The following is a 22,399-nucleotide window of genomic DNA, read 5'->3' as shown; positions in this document are numbered from 1 at the left end:
GGTGACTCCAGGGGAAGGCGGTATACAGGTCGCGTGGAACTGGATCGGCTGGACCGCGAGATCATCGCCGCTCTCGTGGAGGATGCTCGGGCGACATATGCGGAAATTGGGCAACACGTGGGCCTGTCTGCCTCGGCCGTCAAACGGCGGGTGGATCGGTTGCGCGAGACCGGGACGATCACCGGTTTCAGCGCCGTGGTGGCGCCGCAGGCGCTGGGCTGGACAACCGAGGCGTACGTGGAGCTGTTCTGCCAGGGCAAGACGAAACCCTCCGACATCGGCGTGGCCGTGGCCAGGTTCCCCGAGGTGGTGGCGGCGGCGACGATCACCGGCGAGGCCGACGCGCTTCTGCATATCCGTGCAACCGACGTCGGCCACGTCGAGCGGGTCATCGAGCGCATCGCGGCCATGCCGTTCGTGGTCAGGACCAAGAGCTCGATCGTGCTTTCGCGGCTGGTCGACGCGGCGGATCCGACCGGACGCAACGGATCGGCCATCTCCGGGTAAGACTCGCAACAGACCCGCGCCAACGCGCAATGCCAGCGGCTTGGCCTGCATAATCATGCATTCTTAGGCTGTCTCCGTCCCCGTGGAGGGGACCCCCCGACGATGGTTGACGGAGACCCGCATGCCCAAGCACTTCCTGATGTGCCGCCCCGAGCACTTCACGGTCGCGTACGCGATCAACCCGTGGATGGACCCCGACGCGGGCGCCGACCGCGACGTGGCGATCCGGCAGTGGGAAGGGCTGAAGGCGGCGTATGAGGAACTCGGCCACCAGGTGAGCCTGATCGACCCGGTCGAGGGCCTGCCCGACATGGTGTTCGCCGCCAACGGCGCGACCGTGGTGGGCGGCCGGGTGTACGGCGCGCGCTTCGCCTTCCCCGAGCGCGGCCCCGAGGGTCCCGCCTACCTGCGCTGGTTCGAGGAGCAGGGCTACCCGGTCAGGGCCGCTGAGCACGTGAACGAGGGCGAGGGCGACTTCCTCACGCTGGACGAGGTGATCCTGGCGGGCACCGGCTTCCGCACCGACACCAAGGCCCACCTGGAGGCGCAGGAGTTCCTGGGCCGCCCGGTGATCTCGTTGTCGCTGGTGGACCCGCGTTTCTACCACCTCGACACGGCGCTATTCTCTCTCGACGGACGCAACGTCGCCTACTTCCCCGGCGCCTTCTCCCAGGGCAGCCAGGAGGTGCTGAGGCGGCTGTTTCCCGAGGCGGTCCTGGCCACGGCGGCCGATGCCGAGGTTCTCGGCCTCAACGCGGTCAGCGACGGCGAGCACGTAGTGATCAACTCCGAGGCGACGGCGCTCCAGTTGGAGCTCAAGCGGCGCGGGTACGAGGTGATTCCGGTCGAGCTGTCCGAGCTGCGCAAGGCAGGCGGCGGCCCGAAGTGCTGCACGCTCGAGATTCGGGCATAACACGAAATAGGGGGAGAAAATGACTAGCCAGACCCAAAAGCTGATCGACATCAGCGAGCGGCGCAGCGCGCACAACTACCACCCGCTTCCCATCGTCATCCACGAGGCGCACGGCGCCTGGGTGACCGACGTCGAGGGCAAGCGCTTCCTCGACTTCCTGTCCGGCTACTCCAGCCTGAACTTCGGCCACGGCAACCCGAAGATCATCGAGGCCGCGCAGGAGCAGCTCAAGAACCTCACGCTGACCAGCCGCGCCTTCTACCACGACCAGTTCGCCGCCTTCTGCGCCGGACTCGGCGACCTGACCGGCAAGGACATGATCCTGCCGATGAACACCGGCGCCGAGGCCGTCGAGACCGCGATCAAGGTCGCCCGCAAGTGGGGCTACGAGGTCAAGGGCGTCCAGCCGGAGCAGGCCAACATCATCGTGATGGAGGACAACTTCCACGGCCGGACCACCACGATCATCAGCTTCTCCACCGACCCGGACGCCCACGACAACTTCGGCCCCTACACGCCCGGCTTCACGATCGTGAAGTACGGCTCGGCCGAGGCGATCCGCGAGGCCGTCAACGCCAACACCGTCGCCGTCCTGATCGAGCCCATCCAGGGCGAGGCGGGCGTGCTGGTGCCGCCGGACGGCTACCTGACCCAGGTCCGCGAGATCTGCACCGAGAACAACGTGCTGATGATCGCCGACGAGATCCAGTCGGGCCTCGGCCGCACCGGCAAGACCTTCGCCTGCGACCACGAGGGCGTCGTGCCCGACATCTACATCATGGGCAAGGCCCTGGGCGGCGGCGTCGTCCCGGTCAGCGCCATCGCCGCCGACGAGGACGTCCTGGGCGTCATCAAGCCCGGCCAGCACGGCTCCACCTTCGGCGGCAACCCGCTGGCCTGCGCCGTCGGCAACGCCGTCATCGAGATCCTCAACACCGGCGAGTACCAGGCCAGGGCCGCCCAGCTCGGCGAGATCCTGCACGCCAAGCTGAACGAGCTCGTCGGCCACGGCGTCGTCACGATCCGCGGCCGCGGCCTGTGGGCGGGCGTGGACATCGACCCGTCGCTGGCCACCGGCCGCGAGGTCTCCAAGGCACTGATGGCCCGCGGCGTCCTGGCCAAGGACACCCACGGCTCCACCATCCGCCTGGCCCCGCCGATCGTCATCTCCGAGGAGGACCTCCTCTGGGCCGTCGAGCAACTGGCCGACGCCATCGCCTCCTTCCGCTGAGGCAACCCCTTGAGGGTACGGCGCCGCCGTACCCTCAGCCGGGGATCGGCGTCGGGCTGACGGTCCCGGTGACGGACGGCGTGGGCTCGGGGTCGCGGCGCTCGCACGGGCCCTGCTCGACGCGCGCGCCGTCCACCTGCGGGAGCTCGTCCACCATCCGCACGCCGAGCCGCACGCTGGATTCCAGGACGAACCTGTCCATCGGCCCGTCGTAGCCCTGGCCGAGGTACTCCCCGCTCTCCGGGTCGACGATGATCCGGCGGGCCGGGGCGGCCTTGACGTCCATCTGGAACGCCGTCCCCAAGCGGCCCAGGTCGTCCGGCACGTCCTCGACCCGGCGGACGCCGGGCATCGCGCCGAGCACGGCCCACAGCGCCTCCTGCTGCTCGGCGGTGAAGTACCGCTCTTTCAGCAACCGTCGCGCCTGCTCGAACGCGGCCAGTTCGCGGTCCTTCTCCCCCGGCTCCGTGGCGTCGTAGATCAGCCGCCGCATCCCCTCCACGTCGGAGGGCAGGGGCGCGGCGCGGCAGCCGTTCCAGCGCAGCCACGAGGTCGGCTGCTTCATCTCCATGCCCTCGATCGGCTCCCTGCGCATGGCGACACTCGCGAGGTCGCCGGTGCTGACCCAGAGCTGCTCCTTCCCCCGATGGGTCCGCCCGGCGCCGCTCATGGTGACCTGCGTCTCGATGAGCATGTAGGCGCCGCGCGGCGCCGCCGTCATCCCCGGTTCGGGCCGGGTCAGCGCCACGCTCACCCCGCCCACCACCGCCGCCGTCACCCCGAACGCGGCCACCGCCTGCCATCCCACGCGAGGCAGCCGGCGAAAGCGCGCGCGTCCCCGCGCGGCGCGCACCAGGTCCTCTCGTGCGCCCAGCCGGGCCCTTTCCGGGTACGGCGCGGCCGCCGGACGTCCCTCGGCGAAGATTCTGATCTCGTCATCCACGGTGCCCCTCCTCGGCAGCGAACGGATCGGCACCGAGAGCCCTGCGCACCTTGGCCCGCAACCGGTGCAGCCGGGAGCGGACGGTCCCGACGGGGATGCCCAGCGCCTCGGCCGCCTCGTCGTAGGTGAGGTCGGCCCAGGCCAGGAGCAGCAGCAGGTCGCGTTCTGCCGCGCTCAGCCGGGTCAGCGCCCTGGCCAGCCGCGGCTGGAGCAGTTCGGCGCTGAGCCGGTCGGCGCTGCGCTCGTCGAAGCCGTCGGGCCGGTCCGCGCCGAGCTTGGCCATGGCGTGGTTGCGGCGCCGCTCCGCCCTGCGGTGCTGGGAGACGACCTTGGTGGCGATGCCGTACAACCAGGGCCGGGCGTCCGGCCTGGTGCGGTCGTAGCGGGCGCGGCCGCGGAAGGCGATGAGGAACACCTCACCGGTGACGTCCTCGGCCAGTTCGCCGCCGAGCCTGCGGGCGGCGTAGCGGTGGATCTCCTCGGCGTGCCGGTCGAACAGCTCGGCGAAGCTCTCGGGGTCGTGCAGAGACCGCTCGATCAACGCCGAGTCGTCCACCCGTTCTTGAACACCCACCACGTTCCGGTCCTCTCGTGTGCCATCACCCTGTTGTTGGCCGCACGTGAGGAGAGGGTTCCGCAGGATTTCAGGACTTGCGCCAGACGAGCAGTCCTTCGGGGGCTTCCTCCCTGGTGAAGCCGGTCAGCTCGGCCTCCAGTTCGGCCAGGCTCGGGCGGTAGCTGTCGCCTTCGGTGACGTCCTCGCTGACGACGACGCCGTGCTGGAGGACGCGGTAGGTGAAGCGCGACCTGGACACGGTCTCGTCGGCCGACAGCACCTGGCCGCGGACCTCGTAGGTGTGCCGGCCGACCTGGTAGGAGCCCATGACCTCGGGTTCGCCGGGCACCGCGACAGGGCGCTGCCGCCAGTTGAAGATCAGGCGGCCGCCGGGGGCGAGCTGCCGGGCCAGCGTGTCCCAGAGCTTCTCCCGCTCGGCGGGGGCGAAGCCGTACAGGACGGAGATCATCACGACGGCCTCGACGGGCTCGTCGAGGTCCACGTCGTGCGCGCCGTAGGGCAGGACGGTCACCCGCTCACGCAGGCCGGGGCGGTCGGACAGGCGGGACAGCAGGGAGGCGCGCATGCCGAGCGACGGCTCCAGGGCGTAGATCTCCCCGGCCACGGTGTCGCCGATGACCAGGGTGATCAGGCCGGTGCCCGCGCCGATCTCCAGGACGCCGCCGGTGACGCCCTCGAGCACGGGCGGCAGGATGCGGCGGATCTCGGGAACGTGGCCGTCCTCGTGCCACAGGTCGTAGAAGGGGGCGGTGCGGGTGTAAGCGTCGTGATTCACAAGTCCCGCACGATAATGGTTTTCATGTTAGATGTACAGTATCGATGGGTTTGACGGTGTCATCCGCGGCCTCGTACCAGGTGACGGAGTTCGGGAAGGTCAGGACCGCCAGCGCGTTCTGGAACCACGGCCCCTTCACCACCCGCCAGCGGATCGGCGGGCGCGGGATGCGGGCCAGCCGGGCCAGCGTGCTCCCGATGAGCGTGGCGAGGCCGAACTGGGTGAAGACGTTGGCCAGGCGCAACACCCGGCTCAGCGGGTTGCGGATGGGCGAGCAGACAAGCTGCGTGATGTTACGAGATTTCGCGACATAGGAGTAGTGCACGTCCCCGGACAGGATCAGCACCGGCACCCCGGTCCCGAGCAGCGTCGTGGCCAGCGCGTCGAACGAGCGCCGGAAGGCCGCCCAGTGCTCCAGGTCGAACGCCTGCCGGAACGCCTCCGACAGCCGCGCCACGAGCCGGCCCCACTTGCCGTCGCACAGCGCCTCGTTCCAGTTCTGCACCGCGTGCACGCCCTCGGGCAGCAGGAACGGGATGGACGAGCCGATGATCAGCCGGTCGGCCGGCAGCGCGAGCTGCTCCTCCAGCCACTGCCACTCGGACGGGTCGAGCATGCGCCGGTCGCCGGGCGTCAGCTGGCGGGCGCACCGGGTGTCCACGACCAGCAGCCGCGTGTGGCCGAGGTCGCGCGCATAACTCCACCGGTTGCTGCTCGGCTCGGCGTCGGCCAGTTCGGCGAAGGCGTCCAGCCGCTCGGAGCCGCCGCCCTTGAGCAGGTCCTGCAGGAGCGGATCGGCGGCCCGCTCGGCCGGGGACAGGTTGCCCAGGTGCTGGTAGACCCAGTAGGCGCCGAGCCCGGAGACCACCCGATGCTTCCACCAGGACACCTTGGCCATGGTCTCGCGCCAGGTCTGCGAGGTGTTCCAGTCGTCGCGCACGTCGTGGTCGTCGAAGATCATGGCGGTCGGCACGGTGGACAGCAGCCAGCGCAGCTCCGGCTCGGTCCAGGCCAGCCGGTAGAGCTCGGCGTACTCCTCGAAGTCGGCGATCTCGCCCTGTGGCTCGGTGGTGCGCCGGGAGCGGATGTAGGCCAGCATCTCGGGCGAGGCTTTGTCGGCGTAGACCTGGTCGCCGAGGAGCAGCAGCAGGTCGGGCCAGTCGGGGTCGGCGGCGGTCTCCAGGTGGTCGCCGTAGGCGCGCAGCACGTCGGGGCCGTGGGTGCGCACGTGCGCGGCGTCGTGCGGCACGCTGGTACGGCACGAGCCGAACGCCAGCCGGCGCGGCCCCTCCGGCGGGATCAGGCGGATCCGGCTGGGCGCCCGTCCTTCGAGCGGCCAGACGGGCGTGCCGCCGAGCGTGACCCCGTAGGCCGGGATGTCCCGGGTGAGCCCGGTGAGGTCGACGATCGCGTAGTGGTGGTCGTGCACGGTGAACGTGGACGCGGCGAAGTCGCCGTCGGGCGTCGTGACCGTGACCTGGCAGGGTTCGTCGGTTTCCACCCAGATGGAGGCGCTGGTCTCATCGACGTAGCGCAGCATGGGACCGATCACCAACGTGGGCATCCCACCCCCTGATGTGACAGTTCGGCCAAGAGCTTCTACCCAGCGTGCCAGTGTGTCACGTTCCCAACGCGGAGATCACCAGGTTGGATTTGTAGACAACGGATCGGCCTCAAATCTGGATGAAATACCTAGGCAACTCTGAACCGAACATATTAGGCTGATCACCATAAGAACGCCCAAAAGGATCAGGCAACGGCGCCTTTTCTGTGGATTTGGGCGTACATAGCAGGAGGATTTCCTTCCATGACTGTCATGGTGCCGTCAAGGACGCCGGCCCTGATAACCCCTGGACAACAAGCCCTCGACTCCGCCCTTCACCAGCTCGGCCAGGCCGCCGAGCACCTCGGTCTGGACGAGGGGCTGCGCACGATGCTGGCCACGCCCCGCCGCTCGCTGACCGTCTCCGTCCCGGTCCGCCGCGAGGACGGCCGGATGGACGTGGTGCAGGGCTTCCGGGTCCAGCACAACGTCTCCCGCGGACCCGCCAAGGGCGGCATCCGGTTTCATCCCAGCACCGACATCCACGAGGTCACCGCGCTGGCCATGTGGATGACGTGGAAGTGCGCGCTGGTCGGCATCCCGTACGGCGGCGCCAAGGGCGGCGTCGCCGTGAACCCGGCCGAGCTCACCACCCGCGAACTGGAGCGGCTGACCCGGCGCTACGTCAACGAGATCCTGCCCCTCATCGGCCCGGAGAAGGACATCCCCGCCCCCGACGTCGGCACCGACGAGCAGACCATGGCGTGGATCATGGACACCTACAGCGTCAACGCCGGCTACTCGGTGCCCGGGGTGGTCACCGGCAAGCCGATGACGCTCGGCGGATCGCTGGGCCGGGCCGGCGCGACCTCGCGCGGCGTGCAGATCGCCGCGCTGACCGCGCTCGGCCGCTCGCCCGAGGGCGTGCGCGTGGCGGTGCAGGGCTTCGGCAAGGTGGGCGCGCTGGCCGCGCAGTACCTCTCCGACGTCGGCTGCACGGTCGTGGCGGTCTCCGACGTGGGCGGCGCGGTGCACGACGCCGGCGGCCTCGACATCGCCGGCCTGCGGGAGCACAGCGCGCAGACCGGCGGCGTGTCCGGCTACCGCCACGCCGACGCGATGAGCCACGACGAGCTGTTCGAGCTGGACGTGGACCTGCTGATCCCGGCGGCGCTGGAAGGCGTCATCACCGCGGAGAACGCCCCGCGCGTGCGCGCCAGGCTCATCGTGGAGGGCGCCAACGGCCCCACCACGCCGGAGGCCGACGAGGTGCTGGCCGCCAACGGCACCACGGTCGTGCCGGACATCCTCGCCAACGCCGGCGGCGTGATCGTCTCCTACCTGGAGTGGGTGCAGAACATGCAGGCGTTCTCCTGGAGCGCCGCCGAGGTCGAGCTGAAGCTGCGCGACCTCATGCAGGGCGCCTTCGGCGAGGTCAAGTCGCTGGCCGCGGAGAAGGGCCTGACCCTGCGCCAGGCCGCCCACGTCATCGGCGTGGGCCGGGTGGCCGAAGCGCACCAGATGCGCGGCCTGTACCCGTGAGCGCGACTTAAGTAGGTGGTGCGACCGCCCTGGGATCGATGCGGCGTTCCCGGGGCGGTCGCCAAGCTGGGCCCATGAGAGCAATCGTGGGGTTCATCGTCCTCATCCAGGGAGTGGTCGGCTTCGTCGGCCTCACCTTCTTCGACTCCAGGTGGGGCCTGCTGCACCGCCTCGTCGAGCTCCCGAGCTGGGCCTACCTGATCATCGCCCTGGCCGGCGCCGGCCTGATCATGTGGGGCGAATCAGCCAAGAAGCGCTAGCACCTCTACGCTCGTACCCATGACCTATCCCGACCCCATCTACTTCGGCGAACAGGGCGAGAAGAGCGCGACGTACCGCCCCAAGGACCACGCCCCCGAACTCGTCTACCCGAACGGCAACGAGGTCCACTACATCGCCACCGGCGCCTCGACCGGCGGCCTGTTCGGCTTGTACCGATGGGTCATGGGCCCGGAGCCCAGCGGCCCCGGCCCCCACTTCCACAGGACGATCACCGAGTCGTTCTACGTGCTCAAGGGCTCGATCCGCATCTTCAACGGCGACAAGTGGATCGACACCGAGCCGGGCGACTGGGTGCACGTCCCGGCGGGCGGGATCCACGGCTTCCGCAACGAATCGGGCGAGCCCGCCGAGATGCTCCTGCACTTCTCCCCCGGCGCGCCCCGCGAGGGCTACTTCGAGGGCCTGCTGAACGCGGCGACCCTGACCGACGAGGAGAAGGCCGCGTTCTACCTCCTCCACGACAACCACTGGCTCTAGGCGTACGGCGCGGTGATCACTTCCATGCTGTGCCCGTCCGGGTCGTCGAAGTAGAAGCCGCGCCCGCCGTACAGATGATTGACCTCCCCGGGGGTGTGGTGGCCCGGGTCGGCCCAGTACGGCAGGCCCTGCTCCGTGATCCGGCCGAAGATCTCGTCGAACTCCTGCTCGCTGACGATGAAGCAGTAGTGGTTCGGCTGGATGGACTCGGACTCCATGTAGTCGAGCGTCACCCCGTTGGCGGTCTCCAGCGGCGTGAAGGGGCCCCAGTCCTTGCCCACCCGGAGCCCGAGGATGCCTCCCAGGAACTCGGCTGAGCGTCGCTTGTTCCGACTCGGCACGATCGTGTGATTCAAGTCGACTGCCATGTCAGCCACGCTATGCCGCGGCCGGAGGCGACGCGAGCCCGGACCCCTCTTCCGCGCCGGGTGTCGCCGGGTGGATACTCAGTTGATCATCATGCCCTCCCGCCCTCACCAGGGCGCCTCCCCCGAGGATCCGGCAGACATGTCCACACCCCCCACCTCCGTGGAGCAGTTCGGCTACCGCCAAGAGCTCCAGCGTTCCCTCGGCTTCACCGACCTCCTGATCTACGGGCTCATCTTCATGGTGCCCATCGCCCCGTTCGGCATCTTCGGCAGCGTCTTCAACGCATCCGGCGGCATGGTGGCGCTCGCCTACGTCGTCGGCATGGTCGCGATGGCCTTCACCGCGCTGTCGTACGCGCAGATGGCCCAGGCATTCCCGATGGCCGGATCGGTCTACACCTACGCCGGGCGCGGCATCGCCGCCCCGGTCGGCTTCATCGCCGGGTGGGCCGTCCTGCTCGACTACCTCCTCGTACCCGGCCTGCTGTACCTGATCGCGGGCGCGGCCATGAACTCCTTCGTCCCCGCCGTGCCCGTCTGGGCCTGGGTGATCGTCTTCGTGGCGCTCAACACCGCGGTGAACTACATGGGCATCCAGATGACCGCCCGCATCACCCGGATCATGCTCGTGGCCGAGCTGGCCGTGCTCGCCGTCTTCCTCGTGGTCGGCGTGGTCGCGCTGGCCCAGGGCAAGGCGCAGACCGGCGCGCTGACCCCGCTGTTCGACTCCGCGACGTTCACCTGGCCGCTGGTCTTCGGCGCCGCCTCGATAGCCGTGCTGTCGTTCCTCGGCTTCGACGGCATCTCCACGCTGGCCGAGGAGAACCGCGAGGACGCCAGGCGTCTCGGGCGCTCGATGGTGGCCGCGCTCGCCCTGGCCGCCGTGCTCTTCGTCGCCCAGACGTGGGTGGCCGCGCTGCTGACGCCCAACCGGGAGACGCTGCTGGCCAAGGGCGACCCGGCGGGCAGCGCCTTCTACGACACCGCGGCCTTCGCCGGCGGCCCCTGGCTCGGCACCCTGACCGCCGTCGCCACCGCGGTCGCCTGGGGCTTCGCCAACTCGCTGGTCGCCCAGGCGGCCACCTCGCGCCTGCTGTTCGCGATGGCCCGCGACCGCCAGCTGCCCGCCTTCCTGGCCCGCGTGCACCCCAAGCACAAGGTCCCGGTCAACGCCACGCTCGTGGTGGCGGCGCTCTCGCTGGCGCTGGGCATCTACATGAGCACCCGCGAGGACGGCATCCCGCTGATGAGCTCGCTGGTCAACTTCGGCGCCATGACCGCCTTCCTCCTGCTGCACGTCGCGGTCGTGGTGCACTTCCTGGTACGGCGGCGCAGCGGCAACCTGCTCGCCCACCTCGTGGTCCCGCTCCTGGGCTTCGCGGTCCTGGTCTTCGTCGTGTACAACGCCAACGTGCACGCGCAGTTGCTCGGGTTCGCCTGGCTCGGCCTGGGCCTGCTGATCCTGATCATCACCTATGCCGCGGGCCGCCGCCCGAGGCTGCCGAAAGAGGACTCGTGACGAACATCGTCTCCTACCACCCGGAGCCGGAAGCGCTCAGCTACACCTTCGGCGGCCGTCCCGCCGTCGAGGAGGTGGCGCCGGGCACGATCCTGGAGCTGTCCACCGAGGACTGCTTCGGCGGCCGGGTCAGGACCGTCGACGACCTGCCCTCGCAGGTGTGCGAGTTCCCGTACCTCAACCCGGTCACCGGCCCCTTCCACGTGACCGGCGCCGAGCCGGGCGACACGATCGCGCTGCACTTCGTCTCCATCACCCCGGCCCGCGACTGGGCCATGTCCACGACGTTCCCCCTCTTCGGCGCGCTGACGGCCACGCACACGACGGCGATGCTGCACGAGCCGCTGGAGGAGCGCGTCTGGCGCTACGACCTCGACCTGGAGCGCGGCGTCGCGGTCTACCGGGCGCGCAAGAGCGACTTCACCGTCGAGCTGCCGCTGGATCCGATGCACGGCACCGTCGGGGTGGCCCCGGCGGCCGGCGAGGTCAAGATGACGATCACGCCCGACGCGCACGGCGGCAACATGGACACCCCGGAACTGCGCGCCGGCGTCACCGTCTACCTGGGCGTCAACGTCGAGGGCGGCCTGTTCGCCATCGGGGACGGCCACGGCCGCCAGGGGCACGGCGAGGTGTGCGGGACCGCGCTGGAGGCCGCCATGAACACCGTCGTCGCCGTCGACCTCGTCAAGGGCGTCGGCACCCCGTGGCCGCGCCTGGAGGACGACCTGCACCTGATGTCCACCGGCTCGGCCCGCCCGCTGGAGGACGCCTACCGCGTCAGCCAGCACGACCTGGTGACCTGGGCCGCCGGGCTGACCGGCCTGGACACCCTCGACGCCTACCAGCTCATCAGCCAGGCGGGCCAGGCCCCGGTCGGCAACGTGTGCGACACCAACTACACGATGGTCGCCAAGGTGGCCAAGGCCCACCTGCGCCACCCCGAGGCGTACGGCGCGGCCCACGCCAGGCTGCGCGCCCTCGGCGCGGAGTATCTCACCTCGCGCTGAAAAACCGGGTGTCGCAGGTCAGGGTAATGATCACGATCGATCTACAGTGGAGGCGTGCTCCGGCTGCTGCTGATCATCGCCCTGACCCACCCACCGGCGGCCGAGCCACCCGAGCGGTCGGTGCCCGGCCAGCGCGTGCTGACGCCCGGCGGCGACCGGCTGGGGTTCGCCCCCGCCCGCCGGGCCAGGCCCGACACCGGCGTGCTGGTCGGCTACGACCGGGTGGCCGGCCAGGACGTCATGTGCGGCGCGGCCGTGGTCAGGTCGCGCAGCAAGAGCCTCGTGGTGACCGCCGCGCACTGCGTCCGGCACCGGGGACGGGCGCTGGAGCAGATGGCGTTCGTGCCCGGCTACGAGGGCGGGCGGGCGCCGCTGGGCGTCTGGCGGGCGGTGCGCTCCTGGGTGCCGTCCCGGTGGCGCGACCGGCCCGACACCCCCGCCCGGCTGCCCTTCGACCTCGCGCTGGTCGGCGTCGCCAGGAAGGGGCGCGACCCGCTGGAGTCGGTGACCGGGCGCGGGCTGCGGCCCGTGACCCGTGGCGCGCTGTCCCGGCCGCGTGCCCTGGACCTGCTCGGCTACCCGGGCGGGCGGCGCTACCCGGGCACCCGCCTGTATCACTGCCTCGGCCAGGCGGCGCCGTACCGAGGGGTGCTCGTCACGCACAACTGCCACGCGTCCGGCGGCGGGAGCGGCGGTCCCGCCCTGTACGGCGAGGCCGTGGCGGGCGTGGTCTCCTCCTCCAGCCCGATGTCGGACCGGGACGGGTTCACGGTGCTGGCGCCGCTGGGGACGCGGTCCTTCCGCAGGATGATGGCCCACGCCGACCGCGTCATGAGGCGTGGCTGACGATGTCCTCGCAGATCGCGTGGGTGATGAGGGAGTCGGCGGCGTCGACGACGCGCCCGTCGCGGACGGCGGCGAGGAACTCCAGCGTAATCTGCTCGATGCCGCGCTGCCGGGCGACCGGCACCCAGTCGGGCCGGCGGCGCAGGACCTCTCCGGCGCCGGTGTACTCGATGACGTCGCCGAGGTTGACCACGCGGCGCTTGACGCCGTCGCCCATGACCTCGCAGCTCTCCTCGGAGGCGCCGCCGGCGCGGTTCATGACGCCGATGGCGGTGAAGCCGTCGCCGGACAGCTCCAGGACCACGTGCTCCAGGCGGCCGCCGGCGACGCGGGTGCGGATCCTGGTGCCGGTGACCTCGCCGGGGGCCAGGAAGCGCAGGGTGTCGACGACGTGGATGAAGTCGTCGAAGACGACCGGCCGAGGCGCGTCGGGGTGGTTCTCGCGGTTCTTCTCCATGATGACCAGGTGGCGTGGGAGTTCGGCCAGGCCGGCGTAGCCGGGGGCGTGGCGGCGGTTGAACCCGGTCATGAGCGAGCGGCCGGCCTGGCGGGCCAGCCGTACCAGCCGCTCGGTGCCGGCGAGGTTGTCGGCGATCGGCTTGTCCACGTAGACGTGGACGCCCGCGCGCAGCAGGGTTTCCACGATCTCGGGGTGCGCGCTGGTGGCCGCGTGGACGAACGCGGCCTCGACCCCCGCCCCGATCACCTCGTCGAGCGAGGTGAAGCGCCGGTCGATCCGGTGCGCGCCGCCGACGCGCTCCAGGGTGGCGGCGTTGCGGGTGCACAGGTGGAGGTCGAGGCCGGACTGGGCGCTCAGCACGGGAAGGTATGCCTTCTCCGCGATGTCGCCCAGGCCGATCATGGCGATTTTCATCGGGCCAGCGTAGCCTTCAGCGCCTCGTCCATCGGGGTGGGCGTCACGCCGAAGGTGGTCTGGAAGGCGCTGGAGTCGACCACGAACGGGTCGGTGAACTGGTAGCGGACGTGGCGCAGCTCGCCGAGCAGCGGGACGAACAGCCCGGCCGCGCGCATGACCGGCCAGGGCAGCACGGAGTAGCGGGGCTCGGGACGGTCCAGGATGGCGGCCATGCGCGCGCCCATCTGGCGGAAGCTGAGCGGGTCGTTCGTGGGCACGTGCCAGGGGCGTCCCCAGGCGCGCTCGTCGGTGGCGGCGGTGGCCAGCGCGGCGGCGACGTCGGGCAGGTAGGTCCAGCTGTGCGGGACGTCGGCCGGCCAGATGAGCTGGATCGTCTTGCCCGCCCGGAGCGGGCCGAGGAAACGGTCGCCGAGGTAGGACTGGTCGGTGGCGCCGGGGCCGAAGAAGTCGGAGCCGCGCACCTCGGTGACCCGGATGCGCCCGGCCTCGTGCAGGGCCAGGGCGTCCTGCCACATCTTGGCCCGGACCCGGAACTTGGGGTTGGCGGAGGCGAGCGGGAGGTCCTCGGTCATCGGCCCGGCGACCGGGCCGTAGGCGTAGAGGTTGCCGAGCATGACCAGGACGGCGCCGCCGGCCTCGGCGGCGGTGGTGAACGAGGCGGCCATCGGCGGCCAGTCGGTGAGCCAGCGGTGGTACTTGGGGTTGACGCAGTTGTAGAGGGCGTCGGCGCCGCCGGCCAGTTCGGTCAGGCGGGCGGCGTCGGCGACGTCCGCGGCGACCTTGCGCACCCCCTCGGGGCCGCTGCCGGAGCGGGTGACGACGGTGACGTCGTGGCCCTGGTCGCGAAGCTGCGTGGCGAGGTGCGTGCCGACCTGGCCGGAACCGACGATGACATGCTTACCCATGATCAGGCCTGCTTCCAGATGATGCGGAGGACCGCGTTGACGGCGAAGGCGATGGCGAAGACGACGGCGGGGACGGTGCTGCCCGCGGCGTAAAGGGCCGCCGCGCCGCCGCCGAACCAGAGGATCTCCAGGACGACCCGCCAGATCCCGGTGGCGGGGAAGGTGGCGTTGGCGCCGCCACCGGCGCCGAACAAGGCCCAGGCGGCGATGAAGAGCGCGGGCGCGCCGAGTCCGGCGACTACTTTGAGAATCCAGCCGGCATTGAGGGTGAAACCCCAGTAACCAACCGAGAAGAGGACGCCCAGCTCCAAAAGGAACATCAGCCCCATGTTTGCGTTCTTCATGACTAAATCCTCACCCACGTGACTGGTGTTCCCTTACGAGAGCAATGCTCTCTCATGCGAGCGACATACGTCAAGAGCAGCGCTCTCGTTTTTTCGCACCGCTCTGGTACCGTGCTTCACATGACCGCAAGCAGGACCGCGAGAGAACGCGTCAGAGCCGAGCTCACCAAGGAGATCGCCGACATCGCCCGGCGGCAGCTCGCCACCGAAGGGGCAGGAGGGTTGTCGCTGCGAGCCATCGCCCGCGAGATGGGCATGGTCTCCTCGGCCATCTACCGGTACTTCCCCAGCCGGGACGACCTGCTGACCACGCTGATCATCGACGGCTACAACGCGCTGGGCGAGGCCGTCGAGCAGGCCGACGCCGCCTGCGACCCCGGCGACCACCTGGGCCGCTGGCTGACGGTCTGCCACGCCGTACGCGACTGGGCGCTGGCGCATCCGCACGAGTACGCGTTGCTGTACGGCTCGCCCGTGCCCGGCTACCAGGCGCCGATGGACACCGTGGAGGCCCGCGTCCGCGACACGATCGTCTTCGGCCGGATCCTCACCGACGCCCACGCCGCCGGCGCGCTCAGCCCGCCCGACGTCGCCCCCGAACCCCCCTCGTCGCTGGCCCATGACGCCGCCGCCGTGCGCTCGGTCATGCCCGGCGTCTCCGACCTGGTGGTCTTCCGCGCGCTCAACGCGTGGACCGGGCTGTTCGGCTGGGTGAGCTTCGAGGTGTTCGGCCAGTTCAACAACACGCTGATCAACCGCGCCACCGCCTTCGAGCACACCATGCGCACCAGCGGCGGGCTCATGGGACTGGGCAGCCCAGCAGCGGAACCATGATCTCGTCGACCACTTCCACGATCAGCTCGTCGGGAATCGGCGTGCCGTCGAACAGGAAGTACTGCCTGATCAGCGCCTGACCCACGTCCAGGCGGCGCAGGGTGACCGCGGAAGCCTGGATCTCGCCCCGATCCACCGCCCGGCGCACCACCTCCGTCATCACCCTGCGCCCCATGCCCTGGGAGCTCTGCCGGAGCGTCGCCGCCCGCTCGCTGTCGCCGAGCGCCTCGCTCAGCAGGCCGCGCATGGCCTCGCCCGGCGGCCCGGCCAGGGCCGCGGACACCGTGCGCAGCGCTGCCAGCATGTCACCGCGCAGGCTGCCGGTGTCGGGCGTGTCCGACACCGTCGGCATGATGGAGTACACCGCCGCCACGACCAGCTCGATCCGGGTCGGCCAGCGGCGGTAGAGCGACGCCTTGCCCGTCCTGGCCCGCTCGGCGACGCGTTCCATGGTCAGCTTGGCGTAGCCGACCTCGGCCAGCTCGTCGAGCGTGGCCTGGAAGATGGCGGCGTGCAGCGCCGCGCCCCGGCGGCGCGGCTGCTTGCGGTGGTCGGTGACCATGCCTGCATCCTAGGGAGCCTTGGCCACCCGGCCGGTGTCCCCGTCCACGACCACGCTCAGCCCGTCGGTCAGGATGGAGGTGCCCTCGCCCGTCCCCATGACCGCCGGGAGGCCGTACTCCCTGGCCACGATCGCCGCGTGCGAGCCCGGCCCGCCCGTGTCCACGACCACCGCGGCGGCCCGCTGGAACAACGGCGTCCACGACGGATTCGTGTACGGGCAGACCAGCACGTCCCCCGCCACCAGCCGGCCGAACTCCTCCGGCGTGCGGATCACCTTCACCGGCCCCGTCGCCCTGCCGCCGCCCGCGGGCGTCCCCGCCACCAGGGCGTCGCCCGTCTCCGGCACCGGGAAGACGGCCCGCGGGTCGATCATCCGCACGCCCCGCAGTTCCTCCCGCCTGGCCGCCCTGACCAGGATCACCGCCCGCAACCTCTCCCGGTACGGCGCGGCCGCCGGGTCCTCGACGTCCTCCAGCTCCTCCAGGCGCAGGTGGAAGACGTCCTCCGGCGGTTCCAGGCCGAGCCGCCTGCCGATCTCCACCAGCGTCCTGCGCAGGATCGGCAGGGGCTTGGTGAAGTAGAAGTGGCTGTCCTCGCGGAAGGCCATCGCGGCCCGTGCCGCGCGCGCCAGCCGTTCGATCCGCCGGCGGCGCCGCTCCTTGCGCAGCCGGGGATGGGTCAGCAGGCGCTCCAGCGGGTCGACCGGCGCCTCGGCGGGCCGTCCGGCCAGCACCTTCACCAGGTCCATCACCGTTTCCGGGGCATCGGACCACGTCGGCGGCGTGACGAGGATCGGGCTCACGGTCTCCCGGTGCCCGTACTCGGCCAGGAACTCCGCGAAGCGCTCGGCGAAGTCCGGCTCGCCGAGCCGCGTGGCCAGCACCTCCAGCGCCCGGTTGGCGTCGCTCGTGCGGGTGGTGCCGCCCAGGAGCGCGAAGAAGTGCTCGCCCACCCCGTACACCTTCATCGCCAGCAGCAGGCGCGCCCCGGCCAGGAAGGCGCCCGGCAGGTAGTCCGTGCGCAGCGCGCCGACCGGCCGCACCAGGTCGAGGGCGCGCCGGGGCATCGCGCGCAGTTCGGGCCAGGGCAGCGCCGCGAGGTCGACGGCGGCCAGGTCCCGCTCGCGCCGCAGGAAGTCGAGGAAACGCGGATCCCGGGTCCAGGCGGTGGGGTCGTAGCGGCGCGCCTTGCGCCCGATCAGCAGCGGCAGGCCGAGCGCGCGCAGGCCCAGACGGGGCGCGGGCGGGACGATCCGGTAGGCGATGCCGTCCTGCTCCTCCAGGAAGCCCTCGAAGGCGCCCCGGATGCCATAGGCGGCGGTCACCTCGCCCATCATCCCGGCCGGGCCGTAGGGGATCCAGGTCGACATGTCGATCGGGTACGGGCGCACCGGCAGGTACTCGATCAGCGTGGTGGCCAGGCGGCGGCGCATCGGGCTCAGCCTGCCCAGCGGGGGCGGCGGCAGCGCGGTCATCGGCCTGGCCTGCACCAAGTGGATCCGGCCGCCGGCGTAGGCCCATTCGAGGTCCATGGGGCGGCCGAAGTGAGCGGCCACCCGGACGCCGTACCCGGCCAGCTCGCGCAGCGCCCGATCGGGCAGGCGGTCGCCCGGGGGCTCGTCGTGGGTCTCGGTGGTGCCGCCGCCCGCCGTACCTCTGATGACCACCTCGCGGCGGCCTGGGCGGAAGGAGGTGCGGCGGCCCGTGCGGTCGAGCACGTAGTGGTCGGGAGTGACGCGGCCGGAGACGACCGCCTCCCCGAGCCCGGAACTGGCGTCCACGACGATCACGCCGCGCTCGCCGGTGACGGGGTCGGCGGTGAACATGACGCCCGCCGACTCGGCCTCGACCATGGCCTGCACCACGACCGCGATGCGCAGGCCGGCGTCGGGGATGCCGAGCCTGGCCCGGTAGGCGACGGCGCGCTCGGTGAACAGCGAGGCCCAGCATCGCCGGACCGCCTCGATCAGGTCCTGTTCGCCGGTGACGTTGAGGAAGGTGTCCTGCTGCCCGGCGAAGGCGGCGCCGGGCAGGTCCTCGGCGGTGGCGCTCGAGCGCACCGCGACCGGGCCGCCGCCGAGCGCGGCGTATGCCGCGGCGATCTCCCGCCGCAGATCCTCGGACATGTCACCGTCGGCCGCGGTCGTCACGACGAACCCGTCCGGGACCGGCAGCCCCAGCCTGACCAGCTCGCCCAGATTCGCCCCCTTGCCACCGGCGCGGTCCAGGTCGTCCCGGCCGAAGTCCCCCAGCGGTGCCACGCGTGTCATACCGACTCCTCGACATAGGCCCTGGTGCGCAGCGGGCGCACGGGCAGGGTGAGCGCCAGCGCGAACGCCACGATGAGCAGCGGCGCCATGAGCGCGAAGATCGCAGGTACGGCGGCGGCGAACTCGGCCCGCGCCGCCTCGGGCACCCCGGTGGCCACGGAGACGCCCGGCAGCCGCAGGGTGATCAGCGCCCCCACGACCGCCACCCCCGCCGACGCCCCGATCTGCCGCACGAACGTCACCGCCGAGGTCGCCGCGCCCAGATCGGCGTGCCCGGCGGTGTTCTGCGCGATCAGCAGCATGACCTGCATGACCAGCCCCACCCCGAGCCCGGTCACCACCATCGCCGCCCCGATCGCCACCGGCCCGTCGGCCGGCGCCAGCAGCCCGAGCCCGGACGCGGCCACGAGCGTGCCGGCGACGGGATAGGGCTTGTAGCGGCCGGTCCGGGTGATGAGCCGCCCGGAGACGATCGTGGTGACCAGCACCCCGCCCATGAGCGCGGTGATCAGCAGCCCGGCGCCGGTGGCCGTGGACCCGAGCGCGATCTGCAGGTAGGCGGGCATGTAGGTGACGGTCCCGAACAACGAGAACCCGATAACGAAGCTGATCGCCACCGGTACGGCGAAGCCACGGTCGCGGAAGAGCCGCAGGGGCAGGATCGGGTCCGCGGCCTTCCGCGCCGTGATCAGCCAGGCCGCGCCTCCGGCGAGCGCGACGCCCAGGTAGGCCGGGTTCCCGGTCTGCCCGAGCAGGACGGCGCCGAGCACGGTCAGCGCGAGCGCGAGCGCCCCTGCCACGTCCAGCGGCGCCCGGCTCTGGGGCGCGGGCAGCCGCAGGGTGCGGCTGAGCACGACGAACGCGACCAGCCCGAGCGGCGGGTAGAGGGCGAAGATCCATCGCCAGCCCACGGTGTCGATGAAGAGCCCGCCGATGAGCGGCCCGCCGACCGCGGCCAGGACGTAGGCGGCGCCGATCAGGCCGAGGTAGCGTCCCCGCTCCCGTGGGCTGATCACCTCTCCGATGATCGCCTGGGCGCCGATCATCAGCCCGCCGCCGCCCACGCCCTGGAGTGCCCGGAAGGCCACGAACTGCGGCATCGACCCGGCCACGGCGCACAACGCGGCCCCGGTCACGAAGATCACGATGGCCGCGAGCATGAGCGGCTTGCGGCCGAACCGGTCGCCCAGCTTGCCGTACACGGGCATCACGACGGTGGCGGCGATCAGATAGGCGGTGACGACGGCGGGCATCTGAGCGAGCCCGCCGAGGCTGCCGGCCACGGCCGGCAGGGCGGGCGCCATGATCGTCTGGTCGAGCGCGCCCAGCAACATCGCCAGTATGAGCCCGGTCAGCACACCGGACCTCCTTAGAGAACGGTTCGTTCTCTAAGGAGAGTAGATGAACAAGACGTGAAGGAGAAGAGCATCCGGCTTATCCGGATTTAGCCGTCTACGGCGTTACATCTCGCGACATGTGGAATGACACCGATCTGACAGGTCTCGGATCGTGAGCATGCTGACCCGCCGCTCGCTCATCCGGCTGCTGGGAGCAGCCTCGCTGGCCAGTACCGGAACGCTCCGGACCCGGCCCACCCTCGACGCCAGAATCCAGGAGATCATCGGCCGTCCCGTGTTCCGCGGGGCGCGCTGGGGCATGGCGTTCCGCGCCCTGGAGTCGGGCGCGTCCCTGTACGCCATGAACTCCGAGCAGCTCTTCATCTCGGCGTCCGCGTTCAAGATCTTCCCGGCCGGGACCGCGTTCTCGGCGCTCGGGGCCGGGCACCGCTTCCGCACCCGGGTCTGCCGGACCGGGCCCGTCGCGCGCGGCGTGCTGAAGGGCGACCTGATCCTGGTGGCCGGCGGCGACCTGCTGCTCGGCGGCCGGATCCAGCGCGACGGCAGGCTGGCCCTGCCCGACCCCGACCACACCTACAACGGGCAGCCGCTGCCCGGCGACCCGCTGCGGACCTTGCGCGAGCTCGCCCGCCGGGTCGCCGGCCGAGGGCTGCGGCGCGTGGAGGGCCGGGTCCTGGTCGACGCCTCGCTGTTTCGCGAAGGACGCGAAAGCGTGGCCAACGGCGGCATGCTGGTGCCGGTCTCGCCGATCATGGTCAACGACAACATCGTGGACGTCTCGGTGAAGCCGGGGGCCCGGGCCGGCGATCCGGGCGTGCTGCGGCCCTCCCCCGACCTCGAGCGCATCGTCAACGAGGTGGTCACCACCCAGCAGGCGACCCGGCCGCTGCGGTTCACCGCCGACGGCAGGCTCACCGGCGACATCGCCCTCGGCGGCCCGGAGCGGTTCGTGCCGTACTACGTACCCTCGCCCGTCTCCTTCGCCGAAGCCGCCTTCACCACGGCGCTGCGCGACAGCGGGGTGAGCGTCGGCAACCTGGCCCTGCCGCCGGGCGGGCCGCGCACCCAGCTCGCCGAGCACCTGTCACCACCGCTGTCCGAGCAGGTCAAGCCCATGCTCAAGGTGAGCTCCAACCTGCACACCGTGACCTTTCCCTACCTCGTCGGCGCCGTCGCCGGCCGCGACCCCGACGACGCCAAGGCGAAAGGCCGGGAACTCCAGCGGGAGCTCTTCCGCCAGGCCGGTCTCGACCCGGATCCGCCCGGCGCCGCCGAAGGACGCCACACCGCCGACTTCTTCGTCGGCTTCCTCGCGCACATGCGGCGGCAGCCGTACTTCTCCCCCTTCCGGCGGGCGCTGCCCACGATGGGCAGGGACGGCACGCTCGCCGACGTGCAGGTGAACTCGCCGGCGGCCGGCCGCGTGCACGCGAAGACGGGTACGGCGGGCACGGCCGAGCTCATCGCCAAGACGCTGGCCGGATACATCCGGCTGCCCGACTCGTGGATCGCCTTCGCGGCGCTAATGGAGCAGGAGGCCGGCTTCGAGCTGCTGCCCGTCGCCGGCGAGGCGCTGGGCGAGATCGCCACCGCCGTCTACGAGGAGGCCCTCTCGTGACCGTCGCCTCCCGCCGCGCCGTGCTGGGCCTGATCGGCACGAGCGCCTTCGCCGCCCCGGAACCCGGCGGCCTGCGCAGGCTCGAGCGGTTCATCGCCGACCGGGCCGGCCAGGACCTGTTCTCCGGCACCGTGCTGGTCGCCCACCGCGGCCGGCCGGTGCTGCAACGCTCATACGGCATGGCCGACAAGGAGAAATCGCTGCCCAACGGCCGCGACACCGTCTTCGATCTCGCCTCGATCACCAAATGCTGCACCGGCGTCGCGATCGCCCAGCTGGCCCAGCAGGGCAAGCTGGCCTTCCATGAGAAACTGGGCGCCTACCTCGACGGCTTCCCCACGGGCATCGGGGACACGGTCACGGTCCACCAGCTCCTCACCCACACCTCCGGCGTCGGCCGCCCCCCGATCGGGTCAGGACCCCCGGACGGCCCGTGGGACACGATCGAGAGCTTCTGGGACGGCACCGCCCAGCTCATCCGCGGCCTGCCCCGCCGCTTCGTCCCCGGCACCCGGTACGCCTACAGCAACGACGGCTACTTCGTGCTCGGCGAGATCGTGGCCGCGGTCTCCGGCCAGTCCTACTACGACTACGTCCGCCGCAGCATCTTCGCCCCGGCGGGCATGACACGCGCGCACTTCCCCACCAGGCCGCAGATGCGCGCCGACCCCGCGATCGCCCGGCCCTACGCGACGCGGCCCTCCGGCGGACGCGCCGACGTGAGCGACAGCCCGTACTTCCCCTTCGTCGGCTCGCCCGCCCGCGGCGCCTACTGCACCGCCGCCGACCTGCTCGCCTTCCAGCGCGCCCTGCGCGACGGCACCCTGCTCGACCCCGCCTACGCCGGCCTGATCACCGGCGGCAAGATGGTCCTGCCGCCCGAGGAGCGGCCGGACGTCACCCGGCAGAGCATGTTCTACGGCTACGGCTTCCTCAGCACGATCGTCGACGGCCGCACCGTGACCGGCCACTCGGGCAGCGGCCCCGGCGCGGCCAACAACCTCGACCTGTTCGCCGACCGGGTGGCGGTGATCCTCGGCAACTACGACACCACCGTCACCCCGATCGTCGAACAGGCCAGGCGACTGCTCTGAGGG

23 protein-coding genes are annotated in these 22,399 nt (G+C 71.2%); 12 read left to right on the top strand and 11 right to left on the bottom strand.

The window, feature by feature from the left end:
- The first annotated feature begins 33 nt into the window (after nt 1-33).
- From FVE25_RS17570 to rocD, 3 genes are all read left to right on the top strand, one after another.
- Nucleotides 34-507 (top strand): Lrp/AsnC family transcriptional regulator, encoded by a 474-nt coding sequence (locus FVE25_RS17570; protein ID WP_157248029.1) that lies wholly within the window; start codon nt 34-36, stop codon nt 505-507.
- Nucleotides 508-628: 121 nt separating this feature from the next.
- Nucleotides 629-1,420: a dimethylargininase gene (gene ddaH / locus FVE25_RS17565; protein WP_157248028.1), complete on the top strand. Its 792-nt coding sequence runs from the start codon at nt 629-631 to the stop codon at nt 1,418-1,420.
- Between the two features lie 19 nt (nt 1,421-1,439).
- On the top strand, nt 1,440-2,651 hold the full coding sequence (rocD, locus tag FVE25_RS17560; protein ID WP_157248027.1) for an ornithine--oxo-acid transaminase: 1,212 nt from the start codon (nt 1,440-1,442) through the stop codon (nt 2,649-2,651).
- Nucleotides 2,652-2,685: 34 nt separating this feature from the next.
- Here rocD and FVE25_RS17555 read toward each other — a convergent pair whose 3' ends face one another.
- The 4 genes from FVE25_RS17555 to FVE25_RS17540 form a co-directional block, all read right to left on the bottom strand.
- Nucleotides 2,686-3,594 (bottom strand): hypothetical protein, encoded by a 909-nt coding sequence (locus tag FVE25_RS17555; RefSeq protein WP_157248026.1) that lies wholly within the window; start codon nt 3,592-3,594, stop codon nt 2,686-2,688.
- A complete protein-coding gene (locus tag FVE25_RS17550; protein ID WP_157248025.1) occupies nt 3,587-4,171 on the bottom strand; it encodes an RNA polymerase sigma factor in 585 nt (194 codons plus the stop codon). The genes FVE25_RS17555 and FVE25_RS17550 overlap by 8 nt, the downstream gene beginning before the upstream one ends.
- Nucleotides 4,172-4,238: 67 nt before the next feature.
- Nucleotides 4,239-4,946 (bottom strand): class I SAM-dependent methyltransferase, encoded by a 708-nt coding sequence (locus FVE25_RS17545; protein WP_157248024.1) that lies wholly within the window; start codon nt 4,944-4,946, stop codon nt 4,239-4,241.
- A 22-nt stretch (nt 4,947-4,968) separates the two neighbouring features.
- On the bottom strand, nt 4,969-6,510 hold the full coding sequence (locus tag FVE25_RS17540) for an alkaline phosphatase D family protein (protein ID WP_157248023.1): 1,542 nt from the start codon (nt 6,508-6,510) through the stop codon (nt 4,969-4,971).
- A gap of 243 nt (nt 6,511-6,753) precedes the next feature.
- Here FVE25_RS17540 and FVE25_RS17535 point away from each other — a divergent pair, with 243 nt between their 5' ends.
- From FVE25_RS17535 to FVE25_RS17525, 3 genes are all read left to right on the top strand, one after another.
- Nucleotides 6,754-8,031: a Glu/Leu/Phe/Val family dehydrogenase gene (locus FVE25_RS17535; protein ID WP_157248022.1), complete on the top strand. Its 1,278-nt coding sequence runs from the start codon at nt 6,754-6,756 to the stop codon at nt 8,029-8,031.
- Nucleotides 8,032-8,105: 74 nt separating this feature from the next.
- Nucleotides 8,106-8,291 (top strand): hypothetical protein, encoded by a 186-nt coding sequence (locus tag FVE25_RS17530; protein ID WP_157248021.1) that lies wholly within the window; start codon nt 8,106-8,108, stop codon nt 8,289-8,291.
- A 19-nt stretch (nt 8,292-8,310) separates the two neighbouring features.
- Complete coding sequence (locus FVE25_RS17525) at nt 8,311-8,790, top strand: cupin domain-containing protein (RefSeq protein WP_157248020.1); 480 nt, start codon at nt 8,311-8,313, stop codon at nt 8,788-8,790.
- On the opposite strand, the gene FVE25_RS17520 is transcribed toward FVE25_RS17525, so the two are convergent.
- The gene (locus FVE25_RS17520; protein ID WP_157248019.1) at nt 8,787-9,158 is read right to left on the bottom strand and encodes a VOC family protein; all 372 of its coding nucleotides are present in this window, start codon (nt 9,156-9,158) and stop codon (nt 8,787-8,789) included. The genes FVE25_RS17525 and FVE25_RS17520 overlap by 4 nt on opposite strands.
- A gap of 139 nt (nt 9,159-9,297) precedes the next feature.
- Here FVE25_RS17520 and FVE25_RS17515 point away from each other — a divergent pair, with 139 nt between their 5' ends.
- The 3 genes from FVE25_RS17515 to FVE25_RS17505 are packed head-to-tail and all read left to right on the top strand — an operon-like array spanning nt 9,298 to nt 12,533.
- On the top strand, nt 9,298-10,677 hold the full coding sequence (locus FVE25_RS17515; RefSeq protein ID WP_157248018.1) for an APC family permease: 1,380 nt from the start codon (nt 9,298-9,300) through the stop codon (nt 10,675-10,677).
- Complete coding sequence (locus FVE25_RS17510; protein WP_157248017.1) at nt 10,674-11,687, top strand: acetamidase/formamidase family protein; 1,014 nt, start codon at nt 10,674-10,676, stop codon at nt 11,685-11,687. The genes FVE25_RS17515 and FVE25_RS17510 overlap by 4 nt, the downstream gene beginning before the upstream one ends.
- Nucleotides 11,688-11,741: 54 nt before the next feature.
- Nucleotides 11,742-12,533 carry a trypsin-like serine peptidase gene (locus FVE25_RS17505; RefSeq protein WP_157248016.1) on the top strand — a complete coding sequence of 264 codons (792 nt, stop codon included), beginning with the start codon at nt 11,742-11,744 and terminating at the stop codon, nt 12,531-12,533.
- Here FVE25_RS17505 and FVE25_RS17500 read toward each other — a convergent pair.
- The 3 genes from FVE25_RS17500 to FVE25_RS17490 are packed head-to-tail and all read right to left on the bottom strand — an operon-like array spanning nt 12,517 to nt 14,659.
- The gene (locus tag FVE25_RS17500; RefSeq protein ID WP_157248015.1) at nt 12,517-13,407 is read right to left on the bottom strand and encodes a Gfo/Idh/MocA family protein; all 891 of its coding nucleotides are present in this window, start codon (nt 13,405-13,407) and stop codon (nt 12,517-12,519) included. The two genes, FVE25_RS17505 and FVE25_RS17500, sit on opposite strands and share 17 nt — an antisense overlap.
- Nucleotides 13,404-14,315 carry an NAD-dependent epimerase/dehydratase family protein gene (locus FVE25_RS17495; RefSeq protein ID WP_157248014.1) on the bottom strand — a complete coding sequence of 304 codons (912 nt, stop codon included), beginning with the start codon at nt 14,313-14,315 and terminating at the stop codon, nt 13,404-13,406. Before FVE25_RS17495 ends, FVE25_RS17500 begins: the two co-directional genes overlap by 4 nt.
- 2 nt (nt 14,316-14,317) lie before the next feature.
- Entirely contained in the window at nt 14,318-14,659 is a 342-nt protein-coding gene (locus FVE25_RS17490; RefSeq protein ID WP_157248013.1) for a YrdB family protein, read from the bottom strand.
- A gap of 120 nt (nt 14,660-14,779) precedes the next feature.
- On the opposite strand from FVE25_RS17490, the gene FVE25_RS17485 reads away from it, so the two are divergent.
- The gene (locus FVE25_RS17485; protein ID WP_157248012.1) at nt 14,780-15,493 is read left to right on the top strand and encodes a TetR/AcrR family transcriptional regulator; all 714 of its coding nucleotides are present in this window, start codon (nt 14,780-14,782) and stop codon (nt 15,491-15,493) included.
- Here FVE25_RS17485 and FVE25_RS17480 read toward each other — a convergent pair.
- The 3 genes from FVE25_RS17480 to FVE25_RS17470 are packed head-to-tail and all read right to left on the bottom strand — an operon-like array spanning nt 15,459 to nt 19,684.
- Nucleotides 15,459-16,055: a TetR/AcrR family transcriptional regulator gene (locus FVE25_RS17480; protein WP_157248011.1), complete on the bottom strand. Its 597-nt coding sequence runs from the start codon at nt 16,053-16,055 to the stop codon at nt 15,459-15,461. The two genes, FVE25_RS17485 and FVE25_RS17480, sit on opposite strands and share 35 nt — an antisense overlap.
- Before the next feature lie 9 nt (nt 16,056-16,064).
- On the bottom strand, nt 16,065-18,326 hold the full coding sequence (locus tag FVE25_RS56305; protein ID WP_157248010.1) for a PEP/pyruvate-binding domain-containing protein: 2,262 nt from the start codon (nt 18,324-18,326) through the stop codon (nt 16,065-16,067).
- Nucleotides 18,323-19,684, bottom strand: coding sequence for an MFS transporter (locus FVE25_RS17470; RefSeq protein WP_246267123.1), 1,362 nt, complete (start codon nt 19,682-19,684; stop codon nt 18,323-18,325). The genes FVE25_RS56305 and FVE25_RS17470 overlap by 4 nt, the downstream gene beginning before the upstream one ends.
- Nucleotides 19,685-19,841: 157 nt before the next feature.
- Here FVE25_RS17470 and FVE25_RS17465 point away from each other — a divergent pair, with 157 nt between their 5' ends.
- Together FVE25_RS17465 and FVE25_RS17460 are read left to right on the top strand one after the other, a co-directional pair.
- Nucleotides 19,842-21,302, top strand: coding sequence for a D-alanyl-D-alanine carboxypeptidase/D-alanyl-D-alanine-endopeptidase (locus FVE25_RS17465; RefSeq protein ID WP_246267177.1), 1,461 nt, complete (start codon nt 19,842-19,844; stop codon nt 21,300-21,302).
- Nucleotides 21,299-22,396: a serine hydrolase domain-containing protein gene (locus FVE25_RS17460; RefSeq protein WP_157248008.1), complete on the top strand. Its 1,098-nt coding sequence runs from the start codon at nt 21,299-21,301 to the stop codon at nt 22,394-22,396. Before FVE25_RS17465 ends, FVE25_RS17460 begins: the two co-directional genes overlap by 4 nt.
- Nucleotides 22,397-22,399 lie beyond the last annotated feature (3 nt).

This window comes from Nonomuraea typhae (assembly GCF_009760925.1).
Classification (GTDB): domain Bacteria; phylum Actinomycetota; class Actinomycetes; order Streptosporangiales; family Streptosporangiaceae; genus Nonomuraea; species Nonomuraea typhae.
This window is presented reverse-complemented; position numbering and strand designations above follow the sequence as displayed.

Coding starts and splice junctions, on each gene's coding strand:
- ddaH (WP_157248028.1), top strand. CDS start 629: ATGCCCAAGCACTTCCTGATGTGCCGCCCCGAGCACTTCACGGTCGCG.
- rocD (WP_157248027.1), top strand. CDS start 1,440: ATGACTAGCCAGACCCAAAAGCTGATCGACATCAGCGAGCGGCGCAGC.
- FVE25_RS17540 (WP_157248023.1), bottom strand. CDS start 6,510: ATGCCCACGTTGGTGATCGGTCCCATGCTGCGCTACGTCGATGAGACC.
- FVE25_RS17535 (WP_157248022.1), top strand. CDS start 6,754: ATGACTGTCATGGTGCCGTCAAGGACGCCGGCCCTGATAACCCCTGGA.
- FVE25_RS17530 (WP_157248021.1), top strand. CDS start 8,106: ATGAGAGCAATCGTGGGGTTCATCGTCCTCATCCAGGGAGTGGTCGGC.
- FVE25_RS17525 (WP_157248020.1), top strand. CDS start 8,311: ATGACCTATCCCGACCCCATCTACTTCGGCGAACAGGGCGAGAAGAGC.
- FVE25_RS17520 (WP_157248019.1), bottom strand. CDS start 9,158: ATGGCAGTCGACTTGAATCACACGATCGTGCCGAGTCGGAACAAGCGA.
- FVE25_RS17515 (WP_157248018.1), top strand. CDS start 9,298: ATGTCCACACCCCCCACCTCCGTGGAGCAGTTCGGCTACCGCCAAGAG.
- FVE25_RS17500 (WP_157248015.1), bottom strand. CDS start 13,407: ATGAAAATCGCCATGATCGGCCTGGGCGACATCGCGGAGAAGGCATAC.
- FVE25_RS17495 (WP_157248014.1), bottom strand. CDS start 14,315: ATGGGTAAGCATGTCATCGTCGGTTCCGGCCAGGTCGGCACGCACCTC.
- FVE25_RS17490 (WP_157248013.1), bottom strand. CDS start 14,659: ATGAAGAACGCAAACATGGGGCTGATGTTCCTTTTGGAGCTGGGCGTC.
- FVE25_RS17485 (WP_157248012.1), top strand. CDS start 14,780: ATGACCGCAAGCAGGACCGCGAGAGAACGCGTCAGAGCCGAGCTCACC.
- FVE25_RS17480 (WP_157248011.1), bottom strand. CDS start 16,055: ATGGTCACCGACCACCGCAAGCAGCCGCGCCGCCGGGGCGCGGCGCTG.
- FVE25_RS56305 (WP_157248010.1), bottom strand. CDS start 18,326: ATGACACGCGTGGCACCGCTGGGGGACTTCGGCCGGGACGACCTGGAC.
- FVE25_RS17465 (WP_246267177.1), top strand. CDS start 19,842: ATGCTGACCCGCCGCTCGCTCATCCGGCTGCTGGGAGCAGCCTCGCTG.